This window comes from Acinetobacter terrae (genome assembly GCF_013004375.1).
Classification (GTDB): Bacteria; Pseudomonadota; Gammaproteobacteria; order Pseudomonadales; family Moraxellaceae; genus Acinetobacter; species Acinetobacter terrae.
Map to the genome: position 1 here is coordinate 175,611 of NZ_JABERI010000005.1, position 24,593 is coordinate 200,203.

Here is a 24,593-nt window from a genome sequence, read left to right on the forward strand (position 1 = left end):
ATGAGGTTCCTCTTTTTTATTGCTGGTTATTTATTTGAGTGAACAGGTGTTCTTACAGTGAACACTTGTACACTATAATTATTTTTTAATTCAGTCAACATGCGTTCACTGACATTCGTCGTTTAATTTGTTTTTTTTTGATAGACTTCATGCAGAATTTTTTTAGGGTAGTCGAATGTCGATCCGGGATGAGCGTAAACAACAAAGCCGCCAAGCACTTTTGGATGCCGCGCTTGCTTTAAGCACGTCTGGACGTTCTTTTAGTAGTATCAGTTTGCGTGAAATCGCTCGTCATGTGGGGCTGGTACCGACTGCATTTTATCGCCATTTTCAAGACATGAATGAGCTTGGACTGGAATTGGTCGATCAAGTTGCCCTGCATTTAAAAGGCATTTTGCATCAACTTGGACAAGCTTATATCTATCAACCCAATACCAAAGCGAAAATCAGCCTAGATCTGTTTTTTCAGGCGGTTGAGCATAATCCTGAACCTTGGGTATTTATGATTGCCGAACGCTGGGGTGGATCAGAGGTGATTCGTCAGGCCATTGCACGGGAAATTAATTTTTTAATTGAAGATTTGGCCAATGATTTATGTAAAATGGAAACTGTACAGCACATCCGCAATGTCCAAGACCTGCAGGTGATTTCTAATATTTTAATTAATTTATCCTTTACCTGGGCGATGACCTGGATGGATATCAATCGTCACTATCAGGCTGAACAACGAATAGAACAACAAAAACAATTTAAATTACAAACCATTACCCAGGTGCATGTCATTTTTCGAGGAATCTCGAACTGGGATACGTCAAAGGCAATCACTGAGTAATTCACTAAAAATAAAACATAAAAAACCCGCAATGATTGCGGGTTTTTTAGCACATAAAACTTATTTCGCTTTACGTTCTTTTTCCACCAGGTAGCTCACCACTTGAGTCACTTTAGCATCTTCACCTTGAACGACATATTTACCATTCACAACCACCGCAGGAACACCGCTCAGTTGGTATTGCTGTGCCAATTTTTTAGATTGCGCTACTTTTGAAGTAATCGCGAATGAATTAAACATGCTGTTGAATTTTGCTTCAGGTACGCCATATTTCACAAAGAATTTTGCTTGTGATTTTTGGTCAAAAATCTGTTGTCCGCCTGCATGAATCGCATGGAATAAAGGCAAGTGAGTTCTCTTGCGAACGCCTAATGCTTCAGATACATAATAACCGCGAGCACCTTGTTCCCAGACTGGATTCATCGCAGCAGGTGTACGCACAAAGTTGACATCTTTAGGAATTTTTCTGAGCCAAGCCTGCATATGCGGCTCTAATTTAAAGCAGTGTGGGCAGCCGTACCAAAAGAACTCACGTACTTCAATTTTGCCAGGAACTTCAACTTTGCCCGGGTTGGCAACCACGGTGTAATCTTTACCCGCGACAAAATTAGCCGCCATTGCCGTGCCTGAAAAGGCAAAAATAGCAGTAGCAAGACTACCTAAAAGGAGTTTTTTCATTGAACTTATTGTCCTCTAAATCGTTATGATTAATTTATGCGATTACTATAAATCAATTATGCCGAATTCGTTTTCATTCTGTGAACTTTTTTACGGCTTTTATCGCTTTTTTGAGAATAAACGCTACACTAAGCCCCTATAACTTTTTTTAAAATATAACGACTTGATTGAGGTGATACCGATGTCGCAATTGAATGTTGATCCACAAGAAATTGCCAAATTTGAAGCATTCGCAGCCATATGGTGGGATCAGCATTCTGAGTTCCGTCCCCTGCATCAAATTAACCCTTTACGCTTAAATTGGATTGATGAACATTCAGGTGGCATTGCCGGTAAGAAGGTTCTTGATGTCGGCTGTGGTGGCGGCATTCTGTCTGAAAGCATGGCGCGTCGTGGTGCTCAGGTTTTGGGTATCGACATGGGTGAAGCACCCTTAAATGTGGCGCGTATTCATGCAGAACAAGAAGGCGTTGAGAATATTGAGTATCGCCAGGTTCCGGTAGAACAGTTGGCAGAAGAACAAGCAGGACAATATGACGTGGTCACTTGCATGGAAATGCTGGAACATGTACCCGATCCAGCATCGATTATTCTAGCTTGCCAAAAGTTGGTCAAACCGGGTGGCCATGTGTTCTTCTCCACCATTAACCGTAATCCAAAATCTTATTTATTTGCGATTATTGGCGCGGAATATGTGTTACGCATGTTGGCCAAAGGCACGCATGATTATCATAAATTCATCAAGCCTTCTGAACTTGCGCATGATATCCGTAGTGCGGGCTTAAAATTAAAAGACATGACCGGTTTACATTTCAACCCGATTACCAAACGTTATTGGCTGGCACCGAATGTGGATGTGAACTACATGGTTTATACGGTAAAAGAAGGTGCCTAATGAAAGCTGTACTGTTTGATCTAGATGGCACCCTGATTGACACCGCTGCCGACTTTATTCGCATTATTCAAGACATGTGCCGCGATAAACAATGTGAAATCGTGGCTGCAGATTTGATTCGTACCCAAGTGTCTGAAGGCGCACGTGCCATGGTAAAACTGGTCTATCCTGAACTGGAGGTTGAAGACCCGGTTTTCCTTGCCCATCGGCAACGCTTTCTGGATTTGTATGGGGAAGATATTGCCGTGGATACTGACTTATTCGAAGGCATGTATCCGCTGCTTGAAGAATTGGAAAGACAAGATATTCCTTGGGGTATTGTCACCAATAAACCACGCTGGTTAAGCGAATCATTGCTTAAAGCGCTGAACTTGACTGAGCGCTGTGCGGTTCTGGTTTGCCCTGAAGATGTCAGCAAAACCAAACCTGATCCTGAACCGATGTATCTGGCAGCTAAACAAATTCAGATTCAGCCAGAAGACTGTATCTATGTCGGCGACCATCCGCGTGACATTGATGCCGGCCGTAACGCAAATATGTACACTATCTTGGCGGGCTATGGTTATTTACCATTGCAACACAAAGATGACTTAACAGCATGGCAAGCTGATTGTATAGTCAACACAGTTGCCGAATTGCATCAAGTGATTAATCAGCTGGTCTCATCAACGCAACATAATAATTCTCTGATTTCATAACGACATAACAATATATAAACGAGGAGGTAGGCAATGAAATATTCAGAATATCAACCTCGCCCCGATCTGTTAAAAGATCGCATTATCCTGATTACAGGTGCGGGCGATGGTATTGGTCGTGCAGCTGCAATTAGCTATGCCCTGCATGGGGCAACCGTCGTACTGCATGGTCGCACCTTAAACAAGCTTGAAGTCATTTATGATGAAATTGAAAGCCTGGGTGCACCACAACCGGCTATTCTGCCTTTGCAACTCTCCAGCGCCTCTCCTCGAGACTATGAGTTACTGGTCGATACTTTAGAAAAACAATTTGGTCGCTTAGATGGCATTTTGCACAATGCCGGTATTCTGGGGGAACGCACAGAACTCGCCCATTACCCGATTGATGTCTGGGATGATGTGATGGCGGTGAATCTGCGTGCGCCATTTTTACTGACTCAAGAACTGTTACCCCTGCTACATAAAGCAGAACATGCCTCTGTGGTTTTTGCCAGTTCTGGTGTCGGTCGTGAAGCACGTGAACGTTGGGGTGCATACTCGGTATCAAAAATTGCCATTGAAGCGGTGAACAAGATTTTTGCCAAAGAAAATGTTTATCCAAATGTGCGATTTAACTGTATTAATCCGGGAGCAACACGTACTGCAATGCGTGCCAAAGCCTATCCAGATGAAGATCCGAAAACATTAGCAACACCTGAAATGATTATGCCGGCTTATCTGTATTTAATGGGTGATGACAGCTTGCATCTCAATGGTCAAAGCATTGATGCACAGGATTAATCCTTAAAAAGATCAAAAGGGAGTCATGCTCCCTTTTGATTTTATCGTCTCTCCTTTAAGGAGAGAATTTTCAGATAAATAAAAACTTATAAATCGTATTTTTAAATAACTTTCATAATAATATTCGTTTTTCCAAATCAGTAAAATAAGCCTATGCTCACTCCTATTGAAGAACACAGCATATGAGAAACAGGTTATGGCTGATCAAAAACGTAAAATTGAAACCATTCGTTGTATTAAAAACTTACAGCTTTCAAATACATTGATTACAGGTCTGGATGATGCAGGACAAGCAGAAGCAATTGCACAGGCTGTGAGCTCACTTCAAGATTTGGCTGAGCAATGGAACTAAAGCAATTTTATTGAACAGTCGACATAGGCTGTTCAGGCCTTTTGCCAGAACAATTTTGAATAAATAAAAGCAATATCAAAAATTTGATACAAAGTTTTCATCAATGCCCTGTTTTTCTAGTATTTAATATCGACTATAAAATTCTTAAGATTTTTAAATCGTGAGATATTTCTGCATAATATCCTTATTATCTCTGCATTTTTTAATAAATGAGTGATTTATCTTCACAGTTTCTCTGCAATTTTTTCGTACATTAGCATTATTGAAATTAATAAATTTTCTATGAGGGTTCAACATGAAAAAGATTTTGACAATTCTGGCAATCTCTTTCAGTGCATTGATGGCAAGCAGTGTAACCACTGCTGCCCCTCATGAGAAACACGATAAAAATCGTGGGTGGGATCAACCCCGTCATCAGCAGTCGAATAATGGTCGAGATTTTCGTGGCCATGATGATGACGATGATCGTATGCAAGATAAACGCCGTGGTCGTGAAGAACAGGGAGTAAAACGTCTACAGCAGCATAAATGGCAAACCGGTTATGTCATGCCGCAGCATTATCGTGGTAATGGTTATAAAGTCGATTACAAAAGCCATGACTTGCCAAAACCCTCTCGTAACCAGCAGTGGTACAAAATCAATAATGACTACATTTTAGTGGATACTGATAGTAATAATATTGTGCGTATTCAAGGTTTCTAAACTCAGTTTTAAGTTCTCCAAGCTCAAACTCCAGTTTGAGCTTTTTTTTGTTTTACATCCATCGTTCATTTTAACAGCAAGTCTTTAACTGCAAGCTTTTCAACATTTTACAATCTTCTTTTTTTCTCCATGAATTTCACAATTCAACTATACAGCTCTCATTTTTTATCTCTAATTTTTAGTTAATTTAGTTTCAACGAAATAACTGTTCTCTCTGAAAATTAGGTGAAAGATATGAAAAAAATTCTAACAACAATTGCGCTTTCTTTATCTGCATTGATGGCAACTTCAGCAATGGCAGCACCGGATCATCGTTATGATGATCATCAACGTTATAACCATGCTCCATCAAAGCCTGTAAAACAGGATGATCACCGTTGGGACAATAACAACCGTTATGACCACAATCGTTATGACAACAAACGTTATGATAATAAACGTGTAAACCCAAGTAAGGACTGGCGTACAGGTCAAAGCTTCCCACGTGTATTTAGCTCATCTAGCTATAAAGTCAGCGATCGTGAAGCACGCCGTTTACCTAATACTGGCCGTTATCAACAATGGTACAAAATCAACGGCGACTATGTCTTGGTAAATGAACGTACCGACCGTATTGTACGCATCATCAACTAAAATCTGGTTTAAGTTTCCTCTTCCCTAAAAAAACACCTGAATTCGATTCAGGTGTTTTTTTATTTTTAGCTTCCCCTCAATCATTTTTTGATTAGAATCAGAGAAGGAAATTTTTTAATTTTGAGATAGGTATGCAAACGAATTCATCTGAAACATCACAAAGCACAACTTTGCAATATGTGCATTGGTTTCGACATTCTGCGCCTTATATCAATGCTCACCGCAATAAAACCTTTGTTATTATGTTTGATGGTGAAGCGGTTCAACATGAAAATTTCCAGCATATTATTCATGACATTGCCCTACTGCACTCTTTAGGCATTCGTCTGATTCTGGTTCATGGTGCACGTTCACAGATCAATCAGAACTTAAAAGCCAGTGGCATTCAAACGCCATTTCATAATCATCGTCGTATTACCACGCGCGAATCTTTAAGTTGCGTGATGAATGCCGTAGGTTCTATCCGTTTGCAAATTGAAGCGCTGCTGTCGATGGGGCTTGCCAACTCACCGATGTACGGCGCACGTATTGATGTCATCTCAGGCAATTTTGTCACTGCAAAACCTTATGGCATTCGTGATGGTGTGGATTTTCAGCTCACTGGTGAATTACGTACCGTGGATACCGATGCAATTCAACGCCATCTTAAAAATCATAATATTGTATTGCTCGGCCCAACCGGTTATTCCAACACAGGTGAAGTGTTTAACCTGGTCGCTGAAGAAGTCGCCACCAATACCGCTATTTTGCTTAAAGCGGACAAGTTGATTTTCTTGGGTAAACAACAAGGCCTGGTGAATGAATTCGGGCAATTGCAACGTGAAATTCCCCCTCATCAGCTCGATCAGCACATTTTGCAATATCAGGACTCCAATCCAGATATTGCTTTGCAGTTACGCGGTGCAAAGAATGCCTCACTGCAAGGCGTGCGTCGTGTGCATCTGATTTCTTATACTTATGATGGCGCATTGCTGGAAGAACTGTTCACCCGTGACGGTGCAGGCACCATGATGACCGATGCACATTATGAAGAGGTTCGTACTGCAAATATTCAGGATGTCGGTGGTCTGATGAATTTGCTTCGCCCACTCGAAGAAGAAGGCATTCTGGTGTATCGCTCACGTGAACGATTAGAAAGTGAAATTGAGCAATTTTCTGTGATTGAACGGGATGGCATGATTTTAGCCTGTGCCGCGCTGTATCCGATTCCAACTTCAGCCCATGAAATTAAATCGGCGGAGATCGCTTGTGTCGCGGTAGATCCAACCTATCGCAAGTCCAACCGTGGTAGCCAGATTTTGCATTATCTGGAAGACAAAGCCAAAAATTTGGGCATTCAACAACTGTTTGTACTGACCACACGTACCGCGCACTGGTTTGTCGAGCATGGCTTTGAACCCGCGAGTGTCGATGATCTGCCGAATGCACGTCAGGCGCTGTATAACTACCAACGTAACTCATTGGTGTTCAAAAAGTCACTTTAAAGTGGCTTTTTTTATGCTTGTTATATCTTTATTTTTTATATCTTTATCTATGCTTTTGTGAAATTTGTGACAATTTGCTTATGCAGTTTTTGCATAACTTTATAACAGTATGATCTTTAAAATTAAATTAAATTAATATCAACAACTTAAACAATTAAAACAGCCTATTTTATTTTTCTTATAAATCACATTTTTACATAAGTTTTTCTTTTTTTTATTTATCTTTTTTCCTCATTAAGAATTCCTATTTTTTTATTTTTTTCGAAAAAGATAAAGCTTTAGCTTATGTGTTCAATATTCAACACTTCATTGTTGCGGAGCACACATTCATGAGCGCCATTCAAGCAAAATTCTGGGCGAAATCGCTGGTCCTTTCTTCAGTAGTTGCTGGCGCAATGATGATGTCAGGTTGTGGCAAAAAAGAAGCTGAAACGGTAACTTTAAATATCGGTTTCCAAAAATATGGCTTGTTACCGATTATTAAAGAACGTGGCACTTTAGAAACAGCATTGAAAGACCAAGGCGTCAATGTGAAATGGGTCGAATTCCCTGCAGGTCCACAATTGCTTGAAGGTTTAAATGTCGGCAGTGTTTCCTTGGGTGAAGCAGGTGAAGCGCCTCCTATTTTTGCTCAGGCAGCCAATTCGAATCTGGTTTATATCGCTAACCAACCGGAAGCGCCTAAAGCTGAAGCGTTAATTGTACAAAAAGATTCAGCCATTCAAAGTATTCAGGATTTAAAAGGTAAACGTGTTGTCCTGAATAAAGGCTCAAACGTGCATTACTTATTACTCAAATTATTAGAAGCCAACAATCTGAAACTGGATGACATCCAAGTGGTGTATTTACCGCCTTCTGATGCACGTGCTGCTTTTGAAAAAGGTGCAGTGGATGCCTGGGTGATTTGGGATCCGTTCTTTGCAGCTGCTGAACAGCAGATTGGTGCCCGTATCATTGCCACAGGTGAAAACTTGGTCAGCAATCATCAGTTCTATTTGGCAGACCGTAAATTTGCCGAACAACATCCAGATGTACTTAAAGCTGTAGTCAATGAATTAAACACCACCACACAATGGGTGTCACAGCATCAAGACGAAGCAGCCAAACTTTTGGAAAAACCAACAGGACTCTCTAACGACATCCTGAAAACATCCATTTCCCGTATGGGCTTTGGCGTGCAACCGATTTCAAACGACGTGGTTAAACAGCAGCAATATGTTGCCGATGCATTCTATAACCAGAAACTTATTCCAAACAAAATCAATATTCAATCCGCAATTTTAGCGAAGTAATGACACAACAATAGAGGACTCGACCATGACTCAACATCAGCAAGATAACAAAGCGATTACCTGGTTTAAAATATCCAGTCATGGCATGAATGCCATGTTAATTGCTTGCGCGATGTTGGGTTCGAGTGCTGCTTTGGCTGTGGATCCTTCTGTAAAACAGCTACGCGTGGGCTATCAAAAAGCTTCGGTCAATCTGGTGATTGCCAAACAACAGAAGCTGTTTGAACAGGAATTTCCAAACGCAAAAATTTCATGGAATGAATTTCCGGGTGGTCCGCAAATTTTAGAAGCACTGGCTGTCGGTTCTATTGATATCGGTGCTACAGGCGATACACCTCCTGTATACGCTCAGGCGGGCAACAAGCCATTGCATTATTTTGCTTATGAAACCGCCAAGCATTTGGCTTCTGCCATTTTGGTGCCCAGAAATTCCAAAATCATCCAACTTAGTCAGCTAAAGGGTAAACGCATTGGGGTTCACCGTGGTTCAAGCTCACATTATTTATTGGTGCAAGCTGTACGCAAAGCAGGTTTGCAATGGACCGATATTCAACCGATCTGGTTAAGTCCTGCAGATGCACGCGCTGCTTTCCAAAAAGGTGCCATTGATGCATGGGCCATTTGGGATCCCTACTATGCTTCGGCTCAAGTTGAAGATAAAGCCAAAGTACTGGCTTCAGGTCAGGGCTTAAGTCCCAATTACACGTTTTATTTAGCTTCAGGTGATTTAGTTAAAAATCACCCTCAGGCATTAAAAGGCATTATCAAGCAAGTAAACGTTGCGGATAAATGGGTACAAAGCAACAAGGCTGCAACTGCAACCCTATTTGCCCAAAGTACAGGTCTGAAACTGAATGTCAGCCAGACCTTTATCCAGCGTCGTCCTAATCCATCAAGTGCTGCACTACTTACTCAAAAAGTGATCGCAGATCAGCAAGAACTCGCGAACCGTTTTAGCGAACTCAAAATCATTCCGAAATCTATCCACATTCAGCAAGCCGTTTGGGCAGGCAAATAATCTAAGGATCAAAGCAATGAAAATTTTCTGGTTTATTCCTACGCATGGTGACAGTCGCTATTTAGGCACAAGCAAAGGCGCGCGTCAGGTCGATCATGCTTATATGAAACAGATTGCCGTAGCCGTAGATAACTTAGGTTACGAAGGCGTACTGATTCCAACGGGTCGTTCGTGTGAAGATCCGTGGATTACTGCTGCAAGCCTGATTGATGCAACCAAAAATTTAAAATTCCTGGTCGCTTTACGTCCAGGGGTAACCACTCCTGCTCTTGCTGCGCGTATGGCGGCAACTTTTGACCGTTTATCCAATGGTCGTGTATTGCTTAACCTGGTAACAGGTGGTGACGAGCAAGAGCTGAAAGGTGACGGTGTCTATGAAGACCATGCAACACGTTACCAAACAGCGGCTGAATACACCAAAATTTGGCGTGAAATTTTAACCCGCTCGCATACAGGTGAATCGTTTACTTTCCACGGCGACCGCTTACAAGTCGATGATGCAAAACTGCTTTATCCACCGGTGCAGAAACCATATCCACCCCTTTGGTTTGGCGGTTCTTCTGATGCTGCAATCGAGCTTGCTGCAGAACAGGTTGACACTTATTTAACTTGGGGTGAGCCACCAGCAGCGGTAAAAGAAAAAGTTGAAACCATGCGTGCTAAAGCTACTGCACGTGGTCGTACTTTGAATTACGGTATTCGCTTGCACGTGATTGTGCGTGAAACCAATGAACAGGCATGGGCTGCTGCTGAAGAACTGATTCAATATGTTGATGATGCCACTATTCAAGCAGCACAAAAGAAATTCAAACAAATGGATTCGGTGGGTCAACGTCGCATGGCTGAACTGCATAATGGCGATCGTACCAAACTTGAAGTGTCTCCGAACCTTTGGGCAGGCGTAGGTCTTGTTCGTGGCGGTGCAGGTACAGCATTGGTCGGTGATCCACAAACAGTGGCAGACCGCATTCAAGAATATGCTGATTTGGGTATTGATACCTTTATTTTCTCAGGCTATCCACATCTTGAAGAATCGATTCGTTTTGCTGAACTGGTGTTCCCACTGCTTCCATTAGAAACCCGTCAAAAACTGGCGCAACCCAATTTGACCGGTCCTTTTGGTGAAATCGTGGCAAATAACTACGTGCCAGATGAGGCGAAAAAAGAAGTGAAAACTCAGGAGCCGGCTTAATGAGTAAAAGCATTTCTGCTGAATCCTTGGCAAAAACTAAGGTTTCACGTGGAACACAATTTGGGCAGCATTTACTGCCCTGGTTATTCCCGATCGCACTGATCGCGATTTGGCAAATTGCATCCAGCACCGGTGTTTTAGAAAGCCGTATTCTGCCTGCACCGAGTGCTGTGGTAAGCGCATTCTGGCATCTGTCGATCACGGGTGAGCTTTGGCAACACGTTAAAGTCAGTGCGGGACGTGCCTTACTCGGCTTATTCGTGGGTGGTGGCTTAGGTCTATTACTGGGCTTGCTAAATGGCTCTTCTAAAATGGCATCGACCCTGCTCGATACCACCTTGCAAATGATCCGTAACATTCCAGCCTTGGCTTTAATTCCTTTGGTGATTCTATGGTTTGGGATTGATGAATCAGCCAAACTATTTTTAGTTGCTGTCGGTGTATTCTTCCCGATTTATATCAACACCTATCATGGAATTCGCTCGGTCGACCCACAACTCATCGAGATGGGTAAAAGCTATGGTCTAACCCGCTGGCAGTTATACAAAGAAATTATTTTACCGGGTGCCATGCCGTCCATTCTTGTCGGTTTACGCTTTGCATTGGGTCTGGTTTGGGTGTTGCTTATTGTTGCAGAAACCATTTCCGCACAATCAGGCATTGGCTACATGACCATGAACGCGCGTGAATTTTTACAAACCGATGTCGTATTAGTGGGGATTTTGCTCTACGCCCTGCTTGGAAAATTGGCCGATGTATTGGCAGTAGGCTTAGAAAAATACTTACTGCGTTGGCATGCTGGATATCAAAAATAAGGAATAAGTCATGACTGATTTAAGTATAGGGCGACATGTAGCTGAAGATCCGACTGCACCAGAACAGCCTGCAACTGCAGATATCAATCCAACGGCGGTGGTCGGTGCAGAAATTCTGATTGAGCAACTGCATAAATTCTATGCTGATGTAACGGTTCTAGAAGATTTAGACCTGCATATTCAACCAGGTGAATTCCTTGCCATTGTTGGGCGTAGCGGATGTGGTAAAAGTACCCTGCTTCGTCTGATAGCGGATTTAGACCAACCCAGCTATGGTGAAATCAAGTTTAAATCGGCACGACATATTCGCGAAGGCATTACCAGTGATGATATCCGTGTCATGTTCCAGGACCCGCGACTTTTGCCGTGGCGTAGCATTGAACAAAATGTCCAATTGGGTTTAGCCAAAGAGCATCAAGGCAATGCCTCTGCCCTGTTAGAAAAAGTCGGATTGAAAGAGAAAGCCGGATTGTGGCCTTCACAACTTTCAGGTGGTCAGCGTCAGCGTACTGCGCTTGCACGTGCATTGTCACATAAGCCTCGCATCTTGCTGTTAGATGAGCCACTCGGTGCACTGGATGCTTTAACTCGTTTAGACATGCAGAGCCTGATTGAAAAACTCTGGCATGAGCAAGGCTTTACCGCCATTTTGGTGACCCATGATGTCAGTGAAGCAGTACAACTGGCCGATCGAATTATTTTGCTCGATAAAGGGCATATCGCTAAACAATTTAAAGTGGATTTGGCACGACCACGTAAAAAAGATTACGCTTTTACCGAATTAGAGCAACAAGTTCTCAATGCTGTATTGGCGACATGATTTTTTACATTTGAAATGAGCACATTCTGACAATCGGTTTGGGCTCATTTCATGATGATGTGGTGTAAACCTCATCTTATTCTTAAATTAATTTAATCATTCATTTATCAATCTAATGTTTAACTTAAGTGTTCAAAAAAATACAAAAAAAAATCAATCTTATTGAATTATTTAACGATCTTTATTGCGCTACTTTATGCACTCTTTTAAAGCATCTTTTTACATTGCTCGAAAACTTGGCAATTTAATAGCTGATCTAAAAAATAAATCGTCAATATTCATAAAATTAAAACTTTTGCCTGTGCACAAATCTGATGATTTGCCGTACAATTTAAGGTTCCACTTTTAATTGTTTTTTAATGGCCAATGGAACAAAAAAAGAGTACTCAAAAACGACATCAACTGCTAAATGCAGCACTGGATGTATTTTCCCTTTACGGTTTTAATGGGGCAAGCTTAGACGAGATTGCTCAAATTGCTGAAATGCACAAATCCAATATTTTCTATTATTATGAAAATAAGGAAGCCTTGTACGTTGAAGTACTCACCACGGTATTACAAAAGTGGCTTGCTCCACTGCAAATGCTAGAAACAGAGCTTGAGCCTGAAGAAGCGATCACCAATTATTTATTGCAAAAAATTGAGGTTTCGCGTACCCAGCCAAAAGCATCTCGACTGTTTGCTTTGGAAGTGATTCAAGGTGCGCCGCATATCTTGCCAATTTTAAAAGGTCCGTTAAAGAAACTGGTGAAGCGTAAAGCCAAAGTCATTACCATGTGGCAAGAGCAAGGTAAAATTGCCAAAGAAATTGATCCCGAGCTTTTAATTCTGAATATTTGGGCGATTACCCAAAACTATGCAGATTTTGCGACCCAAATGGAAATGGTGACAGGCAAGACCTTGCGTAACCGTAGTATGCAGCAGCGTATCATCCAGCATACTGTCCATCTGATGTTATACGGCGTTATTCCGCGCCCATGATTCTTAAATTATAATTCTTAAATTATCGTCTACGATAATTTTGGCATACGACCATAGACCACTATGGTCGCCGAATTTCCAACCTTACTCTGATTATTTGACCGTTTGATATAATTTTAATAATTTTTGCGCACCCAATAATAAATTGTCTTCCCAATCCAAATGCGCTGTGTCATTCGCGCCATCGGTAATATATTTCACTGAAATTAATCGTACGCCCAGCTTCTTACATACTTTTGCAATTGCGTAGCCTTCCATATCTACCAAATGACAGGGTACTTTCGGCGTACCTGTTTCAAAGCTGTCCCCGGTTCCACAAATACCTTTTTCCAGATGCTGAAAATAAGACTCTAAATGAATTTCTGCAGGATGGTCATCATCCATAGGTGTCACCCCCACTGCAAAACCCAGTGGCGATACATCCATATCACGTTGCACAAAAGTCGTCACTTCCACCAAGGCATGCGCATCAAATTGAGAACTTCCCGCTGAACCCAAGTTCAGTAAGGTTTTACAGCCGGTTTTCTGAATCACTTCAAAGGCTTTAAAGGCAGCATTAACTTTACCAATACCACTGTAATGTACTTGAATCCCCGCTTGTTCAAACAAACCTTTCGATTCATTGGGAAGTGCCATGATTAAAGCCAAATCCGACATTGCGATACCTTATTTATTTGCCAACTCAAAACTGCACCCATTAGAAAAGAATTAGAGTAAGAGTGCAAATTTTAAAATCCGTCCCTAATTCATCTGTATTTTGATCTTTCTACACCGCTATTTTTCGGTAGATATCCGATAATTTTTTTGGATGAAAACACAACAACAAGACGAACGCTCAAGATTATGGCAATATATAGCCCTGATAATTTTTCACTTATTGATTCGCCCATGAAGCTGCTCCGCCTGAATGCTTTAGCGCCAAATTTTCAATTGCCAAAAACTGCCGCTACGATTGGTAATTTTGACGGTGTACATTTGGGTCATCAGGCAATGATTGCACAATTAAAACAACTTGCCGCAGCACAAAATTTAAAAACTCTGGTAATGATTTTTGAGCCACAACCTTTGGAATTTTTTAAAGGTTATGAAGCGCCGCCTAGAATTAGTTCATTACGTGAAAAAGTCGAATACTTAACCGAACTGGGTGTCGACTATATCGCGATTGCGAAATTTGATAATCATTTCCGTAGTTTAAGTGCTGAAAGCTTTGCAGATATTCTCAAACAAAAACTCAATGCAGAACATCTGGTTCTGGGCGACGATTTCCATTTCGGTAAAAACCGTCAAGGCAATAGTGAATTTTTAAGAGCTTACGGTTTTCAAGTCACCAATTTACATACCATTGCATTGGATGGACACCGCGTCAGCTCGACCCGAATTCGTCATACCTTACAAGCCGGCGATTTAGCTTTAGCTGCCAAATTATTGGGTCGTCCGTATAGCATCACCGGCCGGGTACAATATGGCGATCAGATTGGACGTACCATTAATTTCCCAACCATTAACGTCCGTCTAAACCGTCATAAACCCTGTTTAAAGGGGATTTACGGCGTTGAAGTATTATGTGAAACCGGATCTTTAAAAGACAAAGTGAAAGCCGACAATCCTGAAAAATTAGGGATTGCAGGCTATGAACCGACTGCCCTGTTTGGTGCAGGACATGTCGGTACCCGACCAGCCATCAAACAGGAACATCCTGAATGGCGATTAGAAGTACATTTTCCTGATGTTTCTGCTAATCTGTATGGCCTGTTAATGCGGGTGACGTTCTTGAACTATTTACATGGTGAAAAGGACTACCCTTCGCTTGAAGCATTGAAAGCGGGAATTGATGACGATGTTGAGAAACTGCTTGAGTTTCGACAAAACACACCCAATTTCCCCTTTTAAATCCCACATTTTTTATTGTAAAACGCGTCAGCCTAAGACTGATTAAATTGGAAGACAACTTGCATGAGCGATAAGCAAACTCCTGAAAATGCAGTGGATTATAAAGCCACGCTAAACCTCCCAGGTACTGAATTTGCGATGAAAGCAAATCTCGCAGTACGTGAAGCAAAATGGTTAGAAGAGTGGTATGCCGACAACATTTATCAGCAGATTCGTGCATCGCGTATTGGCAAGAAAAAATATGTGCTTCACGATGGCCCTCCATACGCAAATGGTCAAATCCATTTGGGTCACGCGGTAAATAAAGTACTCAAAGACATCATCATCAAAAGCCGCATTATGGATGGTTTTGATGCACCGTATGTTCCGGGTTGGGACTGTCACGGTTTGCCGATTGAACTTAAAGTTGAAGAAAAAGTCGGTAAAGTCGGCGTTAAAGTCGATGCTGCAACGTTCCGTAAACATTGCCGTGAATATGCCTACACTCAAGTCGAATTACAGAAAAAAGACTTTGTGCGTATGGGGGTGTTTGGTGATTGGGACAATCCTTACCTGACCATGAATTTTGCCCAAGAAGCAAATATCGTGCGTTCATTGGGTGAAATTCAGAAACAAGGTCATATCCAGCCGGGTCTTAAACCAGTCAACTGGTGTTTGGACTGCGGTTCTGCATTGGCAGAAGCTGAAGTTGAATATGAAGATAAAAAATCTGATGCGATTGACGTAGGTTTCACTGTTGTTGATTTAGCAGATTTATCAACGCGTTTAGGTGTTGAAGTTAAAGACTCAACCGACATCGTGATCTGGACAACGACGCCTTGGACCATTCCTGCGAACCAGGCTGTTGCCCTGCATGCTGACATTGAATATCAACTTGTTAAAGCACGTGGGGATGAAAAAGCAGCGCAAAACTTTATCTTGGCCAAAGATTTGGTTGAATCTGCCACTGAACGCTATGGCTTTACCACCGTTGAAGTGATTGCTGATTTTACCGGTAGCAAACTTGAGAACCTACAATTACAACATCCTTTAATTACTGAACGTCAGGTTCCTGTGATTTTAGGCGAACATGTGATTGCAACCAGCGGTACAGGTGCGGTACATACAGCACCGGGCCATGGTGTAGACGATTATAAAGTTGGCTTACTATATAACTTAAAAGTCGATAATCCTGTCGGCGGTAACGGTGTGTATTTACCGACTGCACCTGTTTTTGCAGGCGAGCACATCTATAAAGCCAATCCCAAAATTATTGCTGCATTAAGTGAAGCCAATAAGCTTTGGGCACATGTGGTGATCAAGCATAGCTATCCACATTGCTGGCGTCATAAAACCCCGATTATCTTCCGTGCGACCCCACAGTGGTTTATCAGCATGGATGAAAAAGGTTTACGTCAAGGTGCTTTAAACGCGATTGAAAATGACATCAGTTTTGTCCCGGATTGGGGTAAAAACCGTATCGAATCGATGATTGAAGGTCGTCCGGACTGGTGTATCTCGCGTCAACGTACTTGGGGTGTGCCAATCCCGTTCTTCGTGCATAAAGACACCAACGAATTGCATCCACGTACCCCTGAACTGATCGAAGAAGTTGCGAAACTGATCGAACAGGAAGGTATTGATGGTTGGTATAACCGTGAAGCGAAAGACTTTATCGGTGCCGATGCTGAACATTACAATGCGGTACGCGATACCCTAGACGTATGGTTTGATTCGGGTACAACGCATTATGCGGTACTACGTCAACGTGAAGAATTGACCGATCCTGCTGATTTGTACCTTGAAGGTTCAGATCAACACCGTGGCTGGTTCCAGTCTTCATTGTTAACCTCTATCGCGATTAACAACCGTGCACCTTACAAAGGCTTGTTGACTCACGGTTTCGTGGTCGATGAAAAAGGCCGTAAGATGTCGAAATCAATCGGTAACGTGATCACACCGCAAGACATCATTAAAGATATGGGTGCAGACGGTTTGCGTTTCTGGATTGCATCTTCAGACTACCGTTATGAAATGACCGCCGGTAAAGAAATCTTTAGCCGTGCATCAGATGGTTATCGTCGTATTCGTAACACCTTACGTTTCTTGTTGGCGAATCTGAATGGTTTCCAACCGGCTACAGATGCATTGCCAGTCGATCAATTGATCGCGCTTGATCAATACATCCTGCAGCGTGCAGCGGACGTACAAAAAACCATTCAGCAAGCCTATGAAGATATGAACTTCCATATCGTGGCAAGCTCGTTGACCAACTTCTGTATTAATGACTTGGGTGGTTTCTACCTCGACATCATTAAAGACCGTCAGTACACCACCAAAGCAGACTCTCAAGCACGTCATTCTGCACAAACTGCGCTGTATCATTTGGTACAAGCTTTTGTCCGCTGGATGGCACCGATCTTGACCTTTACCGCTCAAGAAGCTTGGCCTTTAATTCCGGGTCAAACTGAGAAATACGTGTTCACCACTGAATGGTATGACATTCCTGTTGCATCGAAAGCCAACCTGGTTTCAGAAGCTGATTGGCAAACCATGATTGCGGTTAAATCTGCGGTGAACAAGCAAATTGAAGTAGCACGTAATGCCAAACTGATTGGTTCAAACTTGTCTGCCAAAGTTGAACTTTGGGCAAATGCTGAATTGAAAGTGGTGCTTGATCAGTTAAGTGATGAACTTCGTTTCGTTCTGATCACATCAACTGTGATTGTAAATATATTTGATGAAGCACAAGGTGAAGCAACAGATCTTGAAGGCTTACGCGTAAAAGTATCGGCTGCAGAGGGCGAAAAATGTGCCCGTTGCTGGCATGTGCTGCCTGATGTGAATACACATCATGAACATCCAGGTCTTTGTTCTCGTTGTATTATTAACCTTCCTACAGGTCAAGGCGAAGAGAGAAAATATGCCTAATCCGCAAACTAAAAAGGGCTTATTCCAATTCTACCCACACAATCTAGTGTGGGTGGGTTTATCCATTGTCGCGATTATTCTCGACCAATGGACCAAATGGATTGCAACGACACAGCTGAATTATGCAGATCCTGTGCCGGTACTGCCCTTTTTAAATTGGACATTGCTACATAACTATGGCGCAGCCTTTAGTTTCTTGTCTGATGCCGGTGGATGGCAACGTTATTTCTTTACTTCACTGGCAGGTTTAGTGTCTGTAATTTTTGTATTTTGGCTGATGCGTATGCCGAAAAAAATGGTGATTTTACCGATGGCGATTGCCCTGATTTTGGGTGGTGCGATCGGTAACTTAATTGACCGCGTTTCTTTAGGTTATGTGGTCGATTTCATTCACGTTTACTACAACAACAGCCACTTCCCTGCTTTTAATATTGCAGATAGTGCCATTACTGTAGGTACTATCTTGCTGCTGATCGATACATTTTTCCTAGAAAAGCAACGTATTCAACGTGCGGAAGCGCAACACAATGACTGAAATTATTAATCCAAATGAAGAAATCCGTATTAATGATGGCTCGAAAGTAGAGCTGCATTTTTCGGTGGCCATTGAAAATGGTGCGGAAATTGATAACACCCGTAGCCGTGAAGAACCGGTTAGTTTGGTGATGGGTGATGGCAGCTTATTACCGGGGTTTGAAAAAGCACTCTTTGGTTTACGTGCCGGTGACCGTCGTACCGTGAGTCTTCCTCCTGAAGATGCTTTCGGTCCTTGGAATCCTGAAAACGTACAAAAATTTGATACCGTTAAATTCGAACAGACACCGATTGTCGGTCATATGATTGAATTTGAAGATAAAGCTAAACAAAGCTTATTTGGTGTAGTGAAATCAGTGGGTGAAGATATCACCGAAATTGATTTTAATCACCCGCTTGCAGGCAAAGACATTACCTTTGAAGTGGAAATCTTTAAAGTGACCCCTGCCGGTCAGCAAGCTATTAAACTGATGTAAAAGATCATCTAACTGATGATTTTTTAAAAGCTCCTTCGGGAGCTTTTTTAGGTTATGGAGATACAAATCCCTAATATTCAGCCCCTAATATTCATATTAATTTAGACCCTGGCTAACTTTATAAAAAAATACAGGTTCGATATGAAAATTCAAATTATTGTCGGTAGTATTCGTGAAGGTCGTATTGCGATTAAAGTCGCGCGCTGGGTACAACGAAGTATCGAAAGAGCCAATTTCAGTACCGTTCAGGCTGAACTAGTGGATTTAAAAGAATGGAATCTGCCTATTTTTTCAGGTGCACATCCACCGATTACCGGTATTTATGATCAGCCGCAACAACAGGAATGGGCAGACAAAATTGCTTCGGGTGATGCCATTATTTTTATTAGCCCTGAATATAACCATGGCTACAGCCCTGCACTTAAAAATGCTTTGGATTACTTAGGCAAAGAATGGCAAGGCAAACCTGCTGCTTATATTGGCTATGGCGCAACCAATGGCTCACGCTCGATTGATCAAATCCGTCAAGTCGGAACGCAACTTGGTTTAGTCGATAGCAATGCGGTAATTGAAATTCGTGACATCTTCTCACGCAATAAAACTGAAGAATTTGAACCCAATGAATTTGATAACAAAAATCTAAAATCCGTTTTGGATAAACTGATTCAATACGTGAGTGCTTAATATTTTCGATATCAATGTACGTTTTAGCTTACAAGAGTTGCCGAATATATCCACTTTTCACATATTACTTTTCACACTATATTTAATTCATAGCGAGACAGGATGTCTTCATAGCTTAAAACTAAAATGATAAGTGATGACAACAGCAGGATGCTGATAGGTACGACAGGAGTTATACCTACAAAGTGAATATAAAGAAGCCTCGACAGGATGTCGGGGCTTTTTTTTTCAAAGTCATTTAATTCTTATAGTCATTTAATATCATGATTTAAAGTAAACCCGCCACTTGTCGAAAAGCTCAATTAAACGACCAAAATTTACATCATGCTGAAATATCAAATTTATAATCAAATCCAGCAAAAACAATTATCCATAACATCTTTATGAACAATTAGAATAAAGTTAATGCTTATTCTAAGCATCATAAGTAAAACAATAAAAATACTTGAGAGAGAAACTATGCAATTAGAACATCATTTTCTGAATGATTACGCCAAAGTATTCATGGCTCATCCCGACAACAATGCATGTCATGATTTAGCCCAATATATTGAGAACAATCTTGAACAGCTGATGCAACAAATCCATCAGCATGGCATCTTGATTTTTCGAGGATTTAACATCCAGCAAACAGATGAATTTCATCAACTCATTGAACAAAAATTCAAGTTACAGCCGTGGAATTCCTTTAATCCAAATATGCCGGGTTGGGTTGCATCGTGGATGCGTAAATACAGTGAAAGTATTTTAGGCGCGGGCGATTATCGACGCTATATTGACCGCAATACTGTTCAATTAGGGCCAGTAGAGAACTCTGTACAAGGTCCGCATGTGGAAGGGGGTGTCCGTTCTGAACGCTCACGCTATATCGCTTTATATTGTCAGGAACCATCAACTTATTTGGCTGAAACTGGGTTTAATAATCTGGAGAAAATTTGGGAAAATTTTCCTGAATCGGTTAAGCAAAAATACCAAGGCACTTGGAACCATTTTTCTTATGTCTCATCACGTAAAATTAATTTTATCGATCGGATTTTATTGAAAAAGAGTCCTTTTAGTGTGAGCATACTGCCTGACAAGAAAGCCAAACTTACCTTGCAACGTGCTCCTCTGGTAATTAAGCATCCTGTTACCCAAAAGCTGGCGCTACAACCTTGGGCTTTTGCCAACAATACCAATCCATTTGCTTATCAGGCTGCACAAAATTATTTTGAAAATCGTGGTGATATCCAAATCGATTCCACTGCTGATGGTATGCAGTTGACGTGGGAGATTTTCAATCAGCAAGGTCATAAAGTTGAATGGACGGATCAAGAGAAACAAGCCTTTTTTGATGCGATGTATCGTGATGCCCTATTATTACAATGGCAGAAAGGTGATGTTGCCATTGTCGATAATATTAAAATTGCCCATTGGCGCATGAATGGTGAACAAGGCAACCGTAAACTCATTCAAATTCAGGCCAATGTATTTAATGCTGATGATCATTATGCCGCGTAATTCAATCAGATGATTTACGCAGATACATTTAAAAGCCCAACATTTCAATATGGGCTTTTGGATGAAATTATTTCGCAGTCATTTTGAGTAATCGGGCGTTTTTACCATCTTCAATGACCCAAATTGCACCGTCTGGAGCTTCCAGCAAACCACGGATACGCTGTTTCATATTTAAGCGCTGAACTTCCTTCACCGGCTTCATTTCGGGATCAACTACCACAATAGCTTTGGATGACAAGCCACCGATCAGGACCTTATTTTTCCATGCAGGAAATTGATTACCTTTATAAAATATCAGGCTGGATGGAGAAATCACGGGTGTCCAGCTGATCTCAGGGGTCTTAAATTCAGGGCGGGTATTATGGTCAGGGATATCTTTGCCATCATAATGATCCCCATTTGAAACAATGGGATAACCGTAATTTTCACCTTTTATGATGAGATTGAGCTCATCGCCACCTTTAGGTCCCATTTCAGCCACCCAAAGCTGACCTTTACCATCAAATGCAATACCTAGAGGGTTGCGATGACCCAAAGTCCAGACCTGTTTGGCAATCTCTCCTCGGTTCATAAATGGATTCCCTGAAGCAGGTGTACCATCATCATTTAAACGTAAGATTTTGCCTAAATTCGATAGCATATCTTGCGCAGGATCAAACTTTTGACGTTCTCCTGAACTGATCCAGAGCTTGCCATCTGGGCCAAATAACAGCCGATGTCCATAATGCCCCTGACCTTGTACTTTAGGCACTTGTTGCCAAATCGTCCTTAAATTTTTAAGTTGCGGCTGTTGAGGATTGGATAAATCCAATTCGCCACGTGCAACCACCGCGCCATAGCCACCCTGTCCTGCTGCTGCATAGCTGATATAGACTTGACGGTTCTGTGCAAATTGCGGATGTAATGCAATATCTCCCAAGCCACCTTGTCCACCATAAGCCACTTTAGGAACACCTTTGACTTCGACTTTTTGCTTGGTTTGGGGATCAAATAATTGTAATTTGCCTTTTCGCTCAGTAATCAGTAAACGACCATCTTTTAAAGAGGTAATGGCCCAAGGTTCATTAAACTGTGCAATCGTACTGAGTTGATAACTTTGTTGTATTTTTGAGGAGGATTGCTGTTTTTGCTGTTCCTGTGGAATGTCATTTTGTGCATGACAAGCCGTTAAGCCATAAAAAGTTAAACTTAAACATAAAATGGCAGCTGTGGGAATCTGGTTCATACTTTATTCTTCTTTAATGAACATCATGACCAATTTAGCATTACAAGACAAACCACTACATATAAAAAACCAAGTAATCGTAAAAAGATATGACATTTCACTTGATGAATTGATCAAAGCCAATCAGGCTTTCTATGGCTTACTGAATACTGGCTTGATCGCGTTGAATTTTTGCTTGGTAGAGCTGCTGATCCGCTGTTTTCATCAAGCAATCTACACTTTTATAGATATGTACAGAGTCCATAATAGCCACGCCTACACTAATCGTAATAAAGTCTTTTCCATCTTCCCGGTTGATATGTTCGAGTTGGAGTTCACGTATAACCCGACACAATTTTTCTGCAAATTTTTGAGTCTGTTCCATATTCAAATCAGATAACAAAATTGCAAATTCTTCTCCACCATAGCGTGCTAAAAAACCGGATGCCTGCAAAATTGAATCTATCGTCCTGACCAAAGCTTTTAAAATTTCGTCACCTTTAAGATGACCATAATGATCGTTATATTTTTTAAAATAATCGACATCAATCATATAAAACCCCAACGAAGATTCCGCTTGAATCGCCTGCTCAAAGCGTTGTTGTATCTCTATATTTAATGCATAACGGTTATAAGCACCAGTTAAGGCATCGGTACGGACTTGATGTGCCAATTGCTCATTCAGTTGCGTTATGGCCTGAGTACGCTCCTGGACTTTTTTATCGAGAGTTTTATTCCACTGCAACAATTTCTTATTCAACAATTCAGTTTTATAGCTCTGCACAGCATAATCACGGCTGAGCTGTAAAGTGACCACCATAAAATACACACATGAACTATAAAAAGCGATTTCAACCGAATCGATCAGCTTTAACCCTAATAAATAATCATGTATAAAGGTAAGACACACTAAAACAATGGCAAAGGCATTGGCCTTGGAATAGGGAATTTGATCCCGATAGATCCGATAAACCGCATATAAAAGATTGGCAAAAATCAGGAATGAAATGGCAAAACTTTGAAAAAAGAAGCTTTGAAAGACCAAAGGCTGTTGAGTCAGAGTCACTACTATATTGATACCGATCATTACACAGGTGACCTGTAATAAGAAACGGTGAATGAGCTGATGAGGCAATAGAAAAATATAGAGCAGAAAGAATAGGCAAACCAATTCAGTCAGTAAATATTCAAGTCGTGTTCCCCAAAGCCAAGAAATATTGGTAAATAAGGTATAAATAAACGGAACAGCAAAGAAACTACGCAGACTCAGACATAAAATAAACAGTCCCAAGAACAGCCAAATATGACTAAACTGCCTCTGTGCAATACGATACAGCGCAAACAACACCATAAAGCAACCAATCATCAGCAATACACCACTCACAATAGTAAGGGGAATGACTTGGCGATAAAATTTGTACAGAATCGGTTTATTGAAACCGATAAAAATACTGTTTTCTAGACCACCCCGAATATGCTGAAAACTTGAGACCTGAATGGTAATTACTACATCGGTTTTATTTGGAAAAAATGACACCAATTTAGGCGCCATTTCTGTTTGATGATGTCCCTCTACACCAACTTGTCCAACTTTGGTGAGTAAACGATCATCTACAAATAATTGATAGGCCCCATACTGATATGGGATATACAAATAGATTTGTTGCCCTACTGCAGACTCAGGTAATTTAAAATGTTGCTGAAAGGTCGCTAAACCATCTTTCTGCCCTGAAATACTGAGAAATGATGCGGGTAATTGAACTGTTTTAATAATTTTGTATGGAGAAATCGGCGACTCTTCAGAGCCAATAATCAGTTGGTTAGGATAATAATTCCACACACCATCCAGTCGTGCATTATGGTGTCTATCAAAATTTAAAGGTGTTGAAGCATAGACTGTTGTACTCGGCAGAAATAAGCATACAGAGAAAATAGCACTGAGAACAAAGCGGAACATGTGGAAAAGATAAGGAGAGATTAAGTGGAAAAGTATAACATTTAACCTTTAAACAATAAGCTTATTTGATCGGCCTAAAATTTAGTCTTTGATTCGAAAGAGAATTTAATCAAAATCTAAAGATTTACCTTAATTTTTCTATTTATTCCAGGCATAAAAAAATCCCCCTCTGCTTTATAGCGGAGGGGGATTTTTCGGAATAATGAGCTGGCGATGACTTACTCTCACATGGGTAACCCCACACTACCATCAGCGCAAAGAGGTT

The 24,593-nt window shown here is 41.3% G+C and carries 24 protein-coding genes; 20 read left to right on the plus strand and 4 right to left on the minus strand.

Annotated features, from left to right (window positions below; all coding sequences use genetic code 11):
- The first annotated feature begins 175 nt into the window (after positions 1 to 175).
- Positions 176 to 832, plus strand: coding sequence for a TetR family transcriptional regulator (locus HLH14_RS03585; protein WP_171532700.1), 657 nt, complete (start codon positions 176 to 178; stop codon positions 830 to 832).
- Between the two features lie 60 nt (positions 833 to 892).
- Here HLH14_RS03585 and HLH14_RS03590 read toward each other — a convergent pair whose 3' ends face one another.
- Positions 893 to 1,510 (minus strand): thiol:disulfide interchange protein DsbA/DsbL, encoded by a 618-nt coding sequence (locus HLH14_RS03590; protein WP_171532701.1) that lies wholly within the window; start codon positions 1,508 to 1,510, stop codon positions 893 to 895.
- Between the two features lie 181 nt (positions 1,511 to 1,691).
- On the opposite strand from HLH14_RS03590, the gene ubiG reads away from it, so the two are divergent.
- The 13 genes from ubiG (at position 1,692) to HLH14_RS03655 (ending at position 13,173) form a co-directional block, all read left to right on the plus strand.
- Positions 1,692 to 2,405 (plus strand): bifunctional 2-polyprenyl-6-hydroxyphenol methylase/3-demethylubiquinol 3-O-methyltransferase UbiG, encoded by a 714-nt coding sequence (gene ubiG / locus HLH14_RS03595; RefSeq protein WP_067725310.1) that lies wholly within the window; start codon positions 1,692 to 1,694, stop codon positions 2,403 to 2,405.
- Positions 2,405 to 3,103: an HAD family hydrolase gene (locus HLH14_RS03600; protein ID WP_171532702.1), complete on the plus strand. Its 699-nt coding sequence runs from the start codon at positions 2,405 to 2,407 to the stop codon at positions 3,101 to 3,103. The genes ubiG and HLH14_RS03600 overlap by 1 nt, the downstream gene beginning before the upstream one ends.
- Positions 3,104 to 3,136: 33 nt before the next feature.
- Entirely contained in the window at positions 3,137 to 3,883 is a 747-nt protein-coding gene (locus HLH14_RS03605) for a YciK family oxidoreductase (RefSeq protein WP_171532703.1), read from the plus strand.
- 196 nt (positions 3,884 to 4,079) lie between these two features.
- Positions 4,080 to 4,235: a hypothetical protein gene (locus tag HLH14_RS03610; RefSeq protein ID WP_165493775.1), complete on the plus strand. Its 156-nt coding sequence runs from the start codon at positions 4,080 to 4,082 to the stop codon at positions 4,233 to 4,235.
- 295 nt (positions 4,236 to 4,530) lie between these two features.
- Positions 4,531 to 4,938 carry an RcnB family protein gene (locus HLH14_RS03615; RefSeq protein WP_171532704.1) on the plus strand — a complete coding sequence of 136 codons (408 nt, stop codon included), beginning with the start codon at positions 4,531 to 4,533 and terminating at the stop codon, positions 4,936 to 4,938.
- A 234-nt stretch (positions 4,939 to 5,172) separates the two neighbouring features.
- Positions 5,173 to 5,571: an RcnB family protein gene (locus HLH14_RS03620; RefSeq protein ID WP_171532705.1), complete on the plus strand. Its 399-nt coding sequence runs from the start codon at positions 5,173 to 5,175 to the stop codon at positions 5,569 to 5,571.
- A gap of 131 nt (positions 5,572 to 5,702) precedes the next feature.
- Positions 5,703 to 7,055: an amino-acid N-acetyltransferase gene (argA, locus tag HLH14_RS03625; RefSeq protein ID WP_171532706.1), complete on the plus strand. Its 1,353-nt coding sequence runs from the start codon at positions 5,703 to 5,705 to the stop codon at positions 7,053 to 7,055.
- A gap of 329 nt (positions 7,056 to 7,384) precedes the next feature.
- Complete coding sequence (locus tag HLH14_RS03630) at positions 7,385 to 8,347, plus strand: sulfonate ABC transporter substrate-binding protein (protein ID WP_131271840.1); 963 nt, start codon at positions 7,385 to 7,387, stop codon at positions 8,345 to 8,347.
- Between the two features lie 85 nt (positions 8,348 to 8,432).
- Positions 8,433 to 9,365 (plus strand): aliphatic sulfonate ABC transporter substrate-binding protein, encoded by a 933-nt coding sequence (locus tag HLH14_RS03635; protein WP_235940461.1) that lies wholly within the window; start codon positions 8,433 to 8,435, stop codon positions 9,363 to 9,365.
- Between the two features lie 16 nt (positions 9,366 to 9,381).
- Positions 9,382 to 10,557, plus strand: a complete 1,176-nt coding sequence (gene ssuD, locus HLH14_RS03640; protein WP_131271842.1) for an FMNH2-dependent alkanesulfonate monooxygenase — start codon at positions 9,382 to 9,384, stop codon at positions 10,555 to 10,557.
- Positions 10,557 to 11,372 carry an aliphatic sulfonate ABC transporter permease SsuC gene (ssuC, locus tag HLH14_RS03645; RefSeq protein WP_171532708.1) on the plus strand — a complete coding sequence of 272 codons (816 nt, stop codon included), beginning with the start codon at positions 10,557 to 10,559 and terminating at the stop codon, positions 11,370 to 11,372. The genes ssuD and ssuC overlap by 1 nt, the downstream gene beginning before the upstream one ends.
- Before the next feature lie 10 nt (positions 11,373 to 11,382).
- Complete coding sequence (locus HLH14_RS03650; protein WP_171532709.1) at positions 11,383 to 12,192, plus strand: ABC transporter ATP-binding protein; 810 nt, start codon at positions 11,383 to 11,385, stop codon at positions 12,190 to 12,192.
- A 366-nt stretch (positions 12,193 to 12,558) separates the two neighbouring features.
- Positions 12,559 to 13,173 (plus strand): TetR/AcrR family transcriptional regulator, encoded by a 615-nt coding sequence (locus tag HLH14_RS03655; RefSeq protein WP_067725289.1) that lies wholly within the window; start codon positions 12,559 to 12,561, stop codon positions 13,171 to 13,173.
- A gap of 93 nt (positions 13,174 to 13,266) precedes the next feature.
- On the opposite strand, the gene HLH14_RS03660 is transcribed toward HLH14_RS03655, so the two are convergent.
- Positions 13,267 to 13,830, minus strand: coding sequence for a phosphorylase family protein (locus HLH14_RS03660; protein ID WP_171532710.1), 564 nt, complete (start codon positions 13,828 to 13,830; stop codon positions 13,267 to 13,269).
- Positions 13,831 to 14,061: 231 nt separating this feature from the next.
- Between HLH14_RS03660 and ribF the strand changes: the two genes are divergently transcribed.
- The 6 genes from ribF to HLH14_RS03690 all read left to right on the plus strand — a co-directional run bounded on the left by ribF (position 14,062) and on the right by HLH14_RS03690 (position 21,167).
- Complete coding sequence (gene ribF, locus HLH14_RS03665) at positions 14,062 to 15,063, plus strand: bifunctional riboflavin kinase/FAD synthetase (protein ID WP_171532711.1); 1,002 nt, start codon at positions 14,062 to 14,064, stop codon at positions 15,061 to 15,063.
- Positions 15,064 to 15,126: 63 nt separating this feature from the next.
- On the plus strand, positions 15,127 to 17,973 hold the full coding sequence (gene ileS, locus HLH14_RS03670) for an isoleucine--tRNA ligase (RefSeq protein ID WP_171532712.1): 2,847 nt from the start codon (positions 15,127 to 15,129) through the stop codon (positions 17,971 to 17,973).
- Positions 17,966 to 18,508 carry a signal peptidase II gene (gene lspA, locus HLH14_RS03675; protein ID WP_086193747.1) on the plus strand — a complete coding sequence of 181 codons (543 nt, stop codon included), beginning with the start codon at positions 17,966 to 17,968 and terminating at the stop codon, positions 18,506 to 18,508. The genes ileS and lspA overlap by 8 nt, the downstream gene beginning before the upstream one ends.
- Positions 18,501 to 18,983, plus strand: a complete 483-nt coding sequence (locus HLH14_RS03680) for an FKBP-type peptidyl-prolyl cis-trans isomerase (protein ID WP_086193746.1) — start codon at positions 18,501 to 18,503, stop codon at positions 18,981 to 18,983. The genes lspA and HLH14_RS03680 overlap by 8 nt, the downstream gene beginning before the upstream one ends.
- A 141-nt stretch (positions 18,984 to 19,124) precedes the next feature.
- The gene (locus HLH14_RS03685; RefSeq protein ID WP_086193745.1) at positions 19,125 to 19,667 is read left to right on the plus strand and encodes an NADPH-dependent FMN reductase; all 543 of its coding nucleotides are present in this window, start codon (positions 19,125 to 19,127) and stop codon (positions 19,665 to 19,667) included.
- Positions 19,668 to 20,126: 459 nt separating this feature from the next.
- Positions 20,127 to 21,167 (plus strand): TauD/TfdA dioxygenase family protein, encoded by a 1,041-nt coding sequence (locus HLH14_RS03690; RefSeq protein WP_171532713.1) that lies wholly within the window; start codon positions 20,127 to 20,129, stop codon positions 21,165 to 21,167.
- Positions 21,168 to 21,234: 67 nt separating this feature from the next.
- Here the strand turns inward: HLH14_RS03690 and HLH14_RS03695 are convergent, their stop codons facing one another.
- A complete protein-coding gene (locus tag HLH14_RS03695) occupies positions 21,235 to 22,392 on the minus strand; it encodes a PQQ-dependent sugar dehydrogenase (RefSeq protein ID WP_171532714.1) in 1,158 nt (385 codons plus the stop codon).
- Between the two features lie 139 nt (positions 22,393 to 22,531).
- Positions 22,532 to 24,328: a GGDEF domain-containing protein gene (locus HLH14_RS03700; protein WP_171532715.1), complete on the minus strand. Its 1,797-nt coding sequence runs from the start codon at positions 24,326 to 24,328 to the stop codon at positions 22,532 to 22,534.
- Positions 24,329 to 24,593 lie beyond the last annotated feature (265 nt).

Excerpts from the sequence above, each read along its gene's own strand:
- HLH14_RS03585 (WP_171532700.1), top strand. The coding sequence starts at position 176 with ATGTCGATCCGGGATGAGCGTAAACAACAAAGCCGCCAAGCACTTTTG.
- HLH14_RS03590 (WP_171532701.1), bottom strand. The coding sequence starts at position 1,510 with ATGAAAAAACTCCTTTTAGGTAGTCTTGCTACTGCTATTTTTGCCTTT.
- ubiG (WP_067725310.1), top strand. The coding sequence starts at position 1,692 with ATGTCGCAATTGAATGTTGATCCACAAGAAATTGCCAAATTTGAAGCA.
- HLH14_RS03600 (WP_171532702.1), top strand. The coding sequence starts at position 2,405 with ATGAAAGCTGTACTGTTTGATCTAGATGGCACCCTGATTGACACCGCT.
- HLH14_RS03605 (WP_171532703.1), top strand. The coding sequence starts at position 3,137 with ATGAAATATTCAGAATATCAACCTCGCCCCGATCTGTTAAAAGATCGC.
- HLH14_RS03610 (WP_165493775.1), top strand. The coding sequence starts at position 4,080 with ATGGCTGATCAAAAACGTAAAATTGAAACCATTCGTTGTATTAAAAAC.
- HLH14_RS03615 (WP_171532704.1), top strand. The coding sequence starts at position 4,531 with ATGAAAAAGATTTTGACAATTCTGGCAATCTCTTTCAGTGCATTGATG.
- HLH14_RS03620 (WP_171532705.1), top strand. The coding sequence starts at position 5,173 with ATGAAAAAAATTCTAACAACAATTGCGCTTTCTTTATCTGCATTGATG.
- argA (WP_171532706.1), top strand. The coding sequence starts at position 5,703 with ATGCAAACGAATTCATCTGAAACATCACAAAGCACAACTTTGCAATAT.
- HLH14_RS03630 (WP_131271840.1), top strand. The coding sequence starts at position 7,385 with ATGAGCGCCATTCAAGCAAAATTCTGGGCGAAATCGCTGGTCCTTTCT.
- HLH14_RS03635 (WP_235940461.1), top strand. The coding sequence starts at position 8,433 with ATGAATGCCATGTTAATTGCTTGCGCGATGTTGGGTTCGAGTGCTGCT.
- ssuD (WP_131271842.1), top strand. The coding sequence starts at position 9,382 with ATGAAAATTTTCTGGTTTATTCCTACGCATGGTGACAGTCGCTATTTA.
- ssuC (WP_171532708.1), top strand. The coding sequence starts at position 10,557 with ATGAGTAAAAGCATTTCTGCTGAATCCTTGGCAAAAACTAAGGTTTCA.
- HLH14_RS03650 (WP_171532709.1), top strand. The coding sequence starts at position 11,383 with ATGACTGATTTAAGTATAGGGCGACATGTAGCTGAAGATCCGACTGCA.
- HLH14_RS03655 (WP_067725289.1), top strand. The coding sequence starts at position 12,559 with ATGGAACAAAAAAAGAGTACTCAAAAACGACATCAACTGCTAAATGCA.
- HLH14_RS03660 (WP_171532710.1), bottom strand. The coding sequence starts at position 13,830 with ATGTCGGATTTGGCTTTAATCATGGCACTTCCCAATGAATCGAAAGGT.
- ribF (WP_171532711.1), top strand. The coding sequence starts at position 14,062 with ATGAAGCTGCTCCGCCTGAATGCTTTAGCGCCAAATTTTCAATTGCCA.
- ileS (WP_171532712.1), top strand. The coding sequence starts at position 15,127 with ATGAGCGATAAGCAAACTCCTGAAAATGCAGTGGATTATAAAGCCACG.
- lspA (WP_086193747.1), top strand. The coding sequence starts at position 17,966 with ATGCCTAATCCGCAAACTAAAAAGGGCTTATTCCAATTCTACCCACAC.
- HLH14_RS03680 (WP_086193746.1), top strand. The coding sequence starts at position 18,501 with ATGACTGAAATTATTAATCCAAATGAAGAAATCCGTATTAATGATGGC.
- HLH14_RS03685 (WP_086193745.1), top strand. The coding sequence starts at position 19,125 with ATGAAAATTCAAATTATTGTCGGTAGTATTCGTGAAGGTCGTATTGCG.
- HLH14_RS03690 (WP_171532713.1), top strand. The coding sequence starts at position 20,127 with ATGCAATTAGAACATCATTTTCTGAATGATTACGCCAAAGTATTCATG.
- HLH14_RS03695 (WP_171532714.1), bottom strand. The coding sequence starts at position 22,392 with ATGAACCAGATTCCCACAGCTGCCATTTTATGTTTAAGTTTAACTTTT.
- HLH14_RS03700 (WP_171532715.1), bottom strand. The coding sequence starts at position 24,328 with ATGTTCCGCTTTGTTCTCAGTGCTATTTTCTCTGTATGCTTATTTCTG.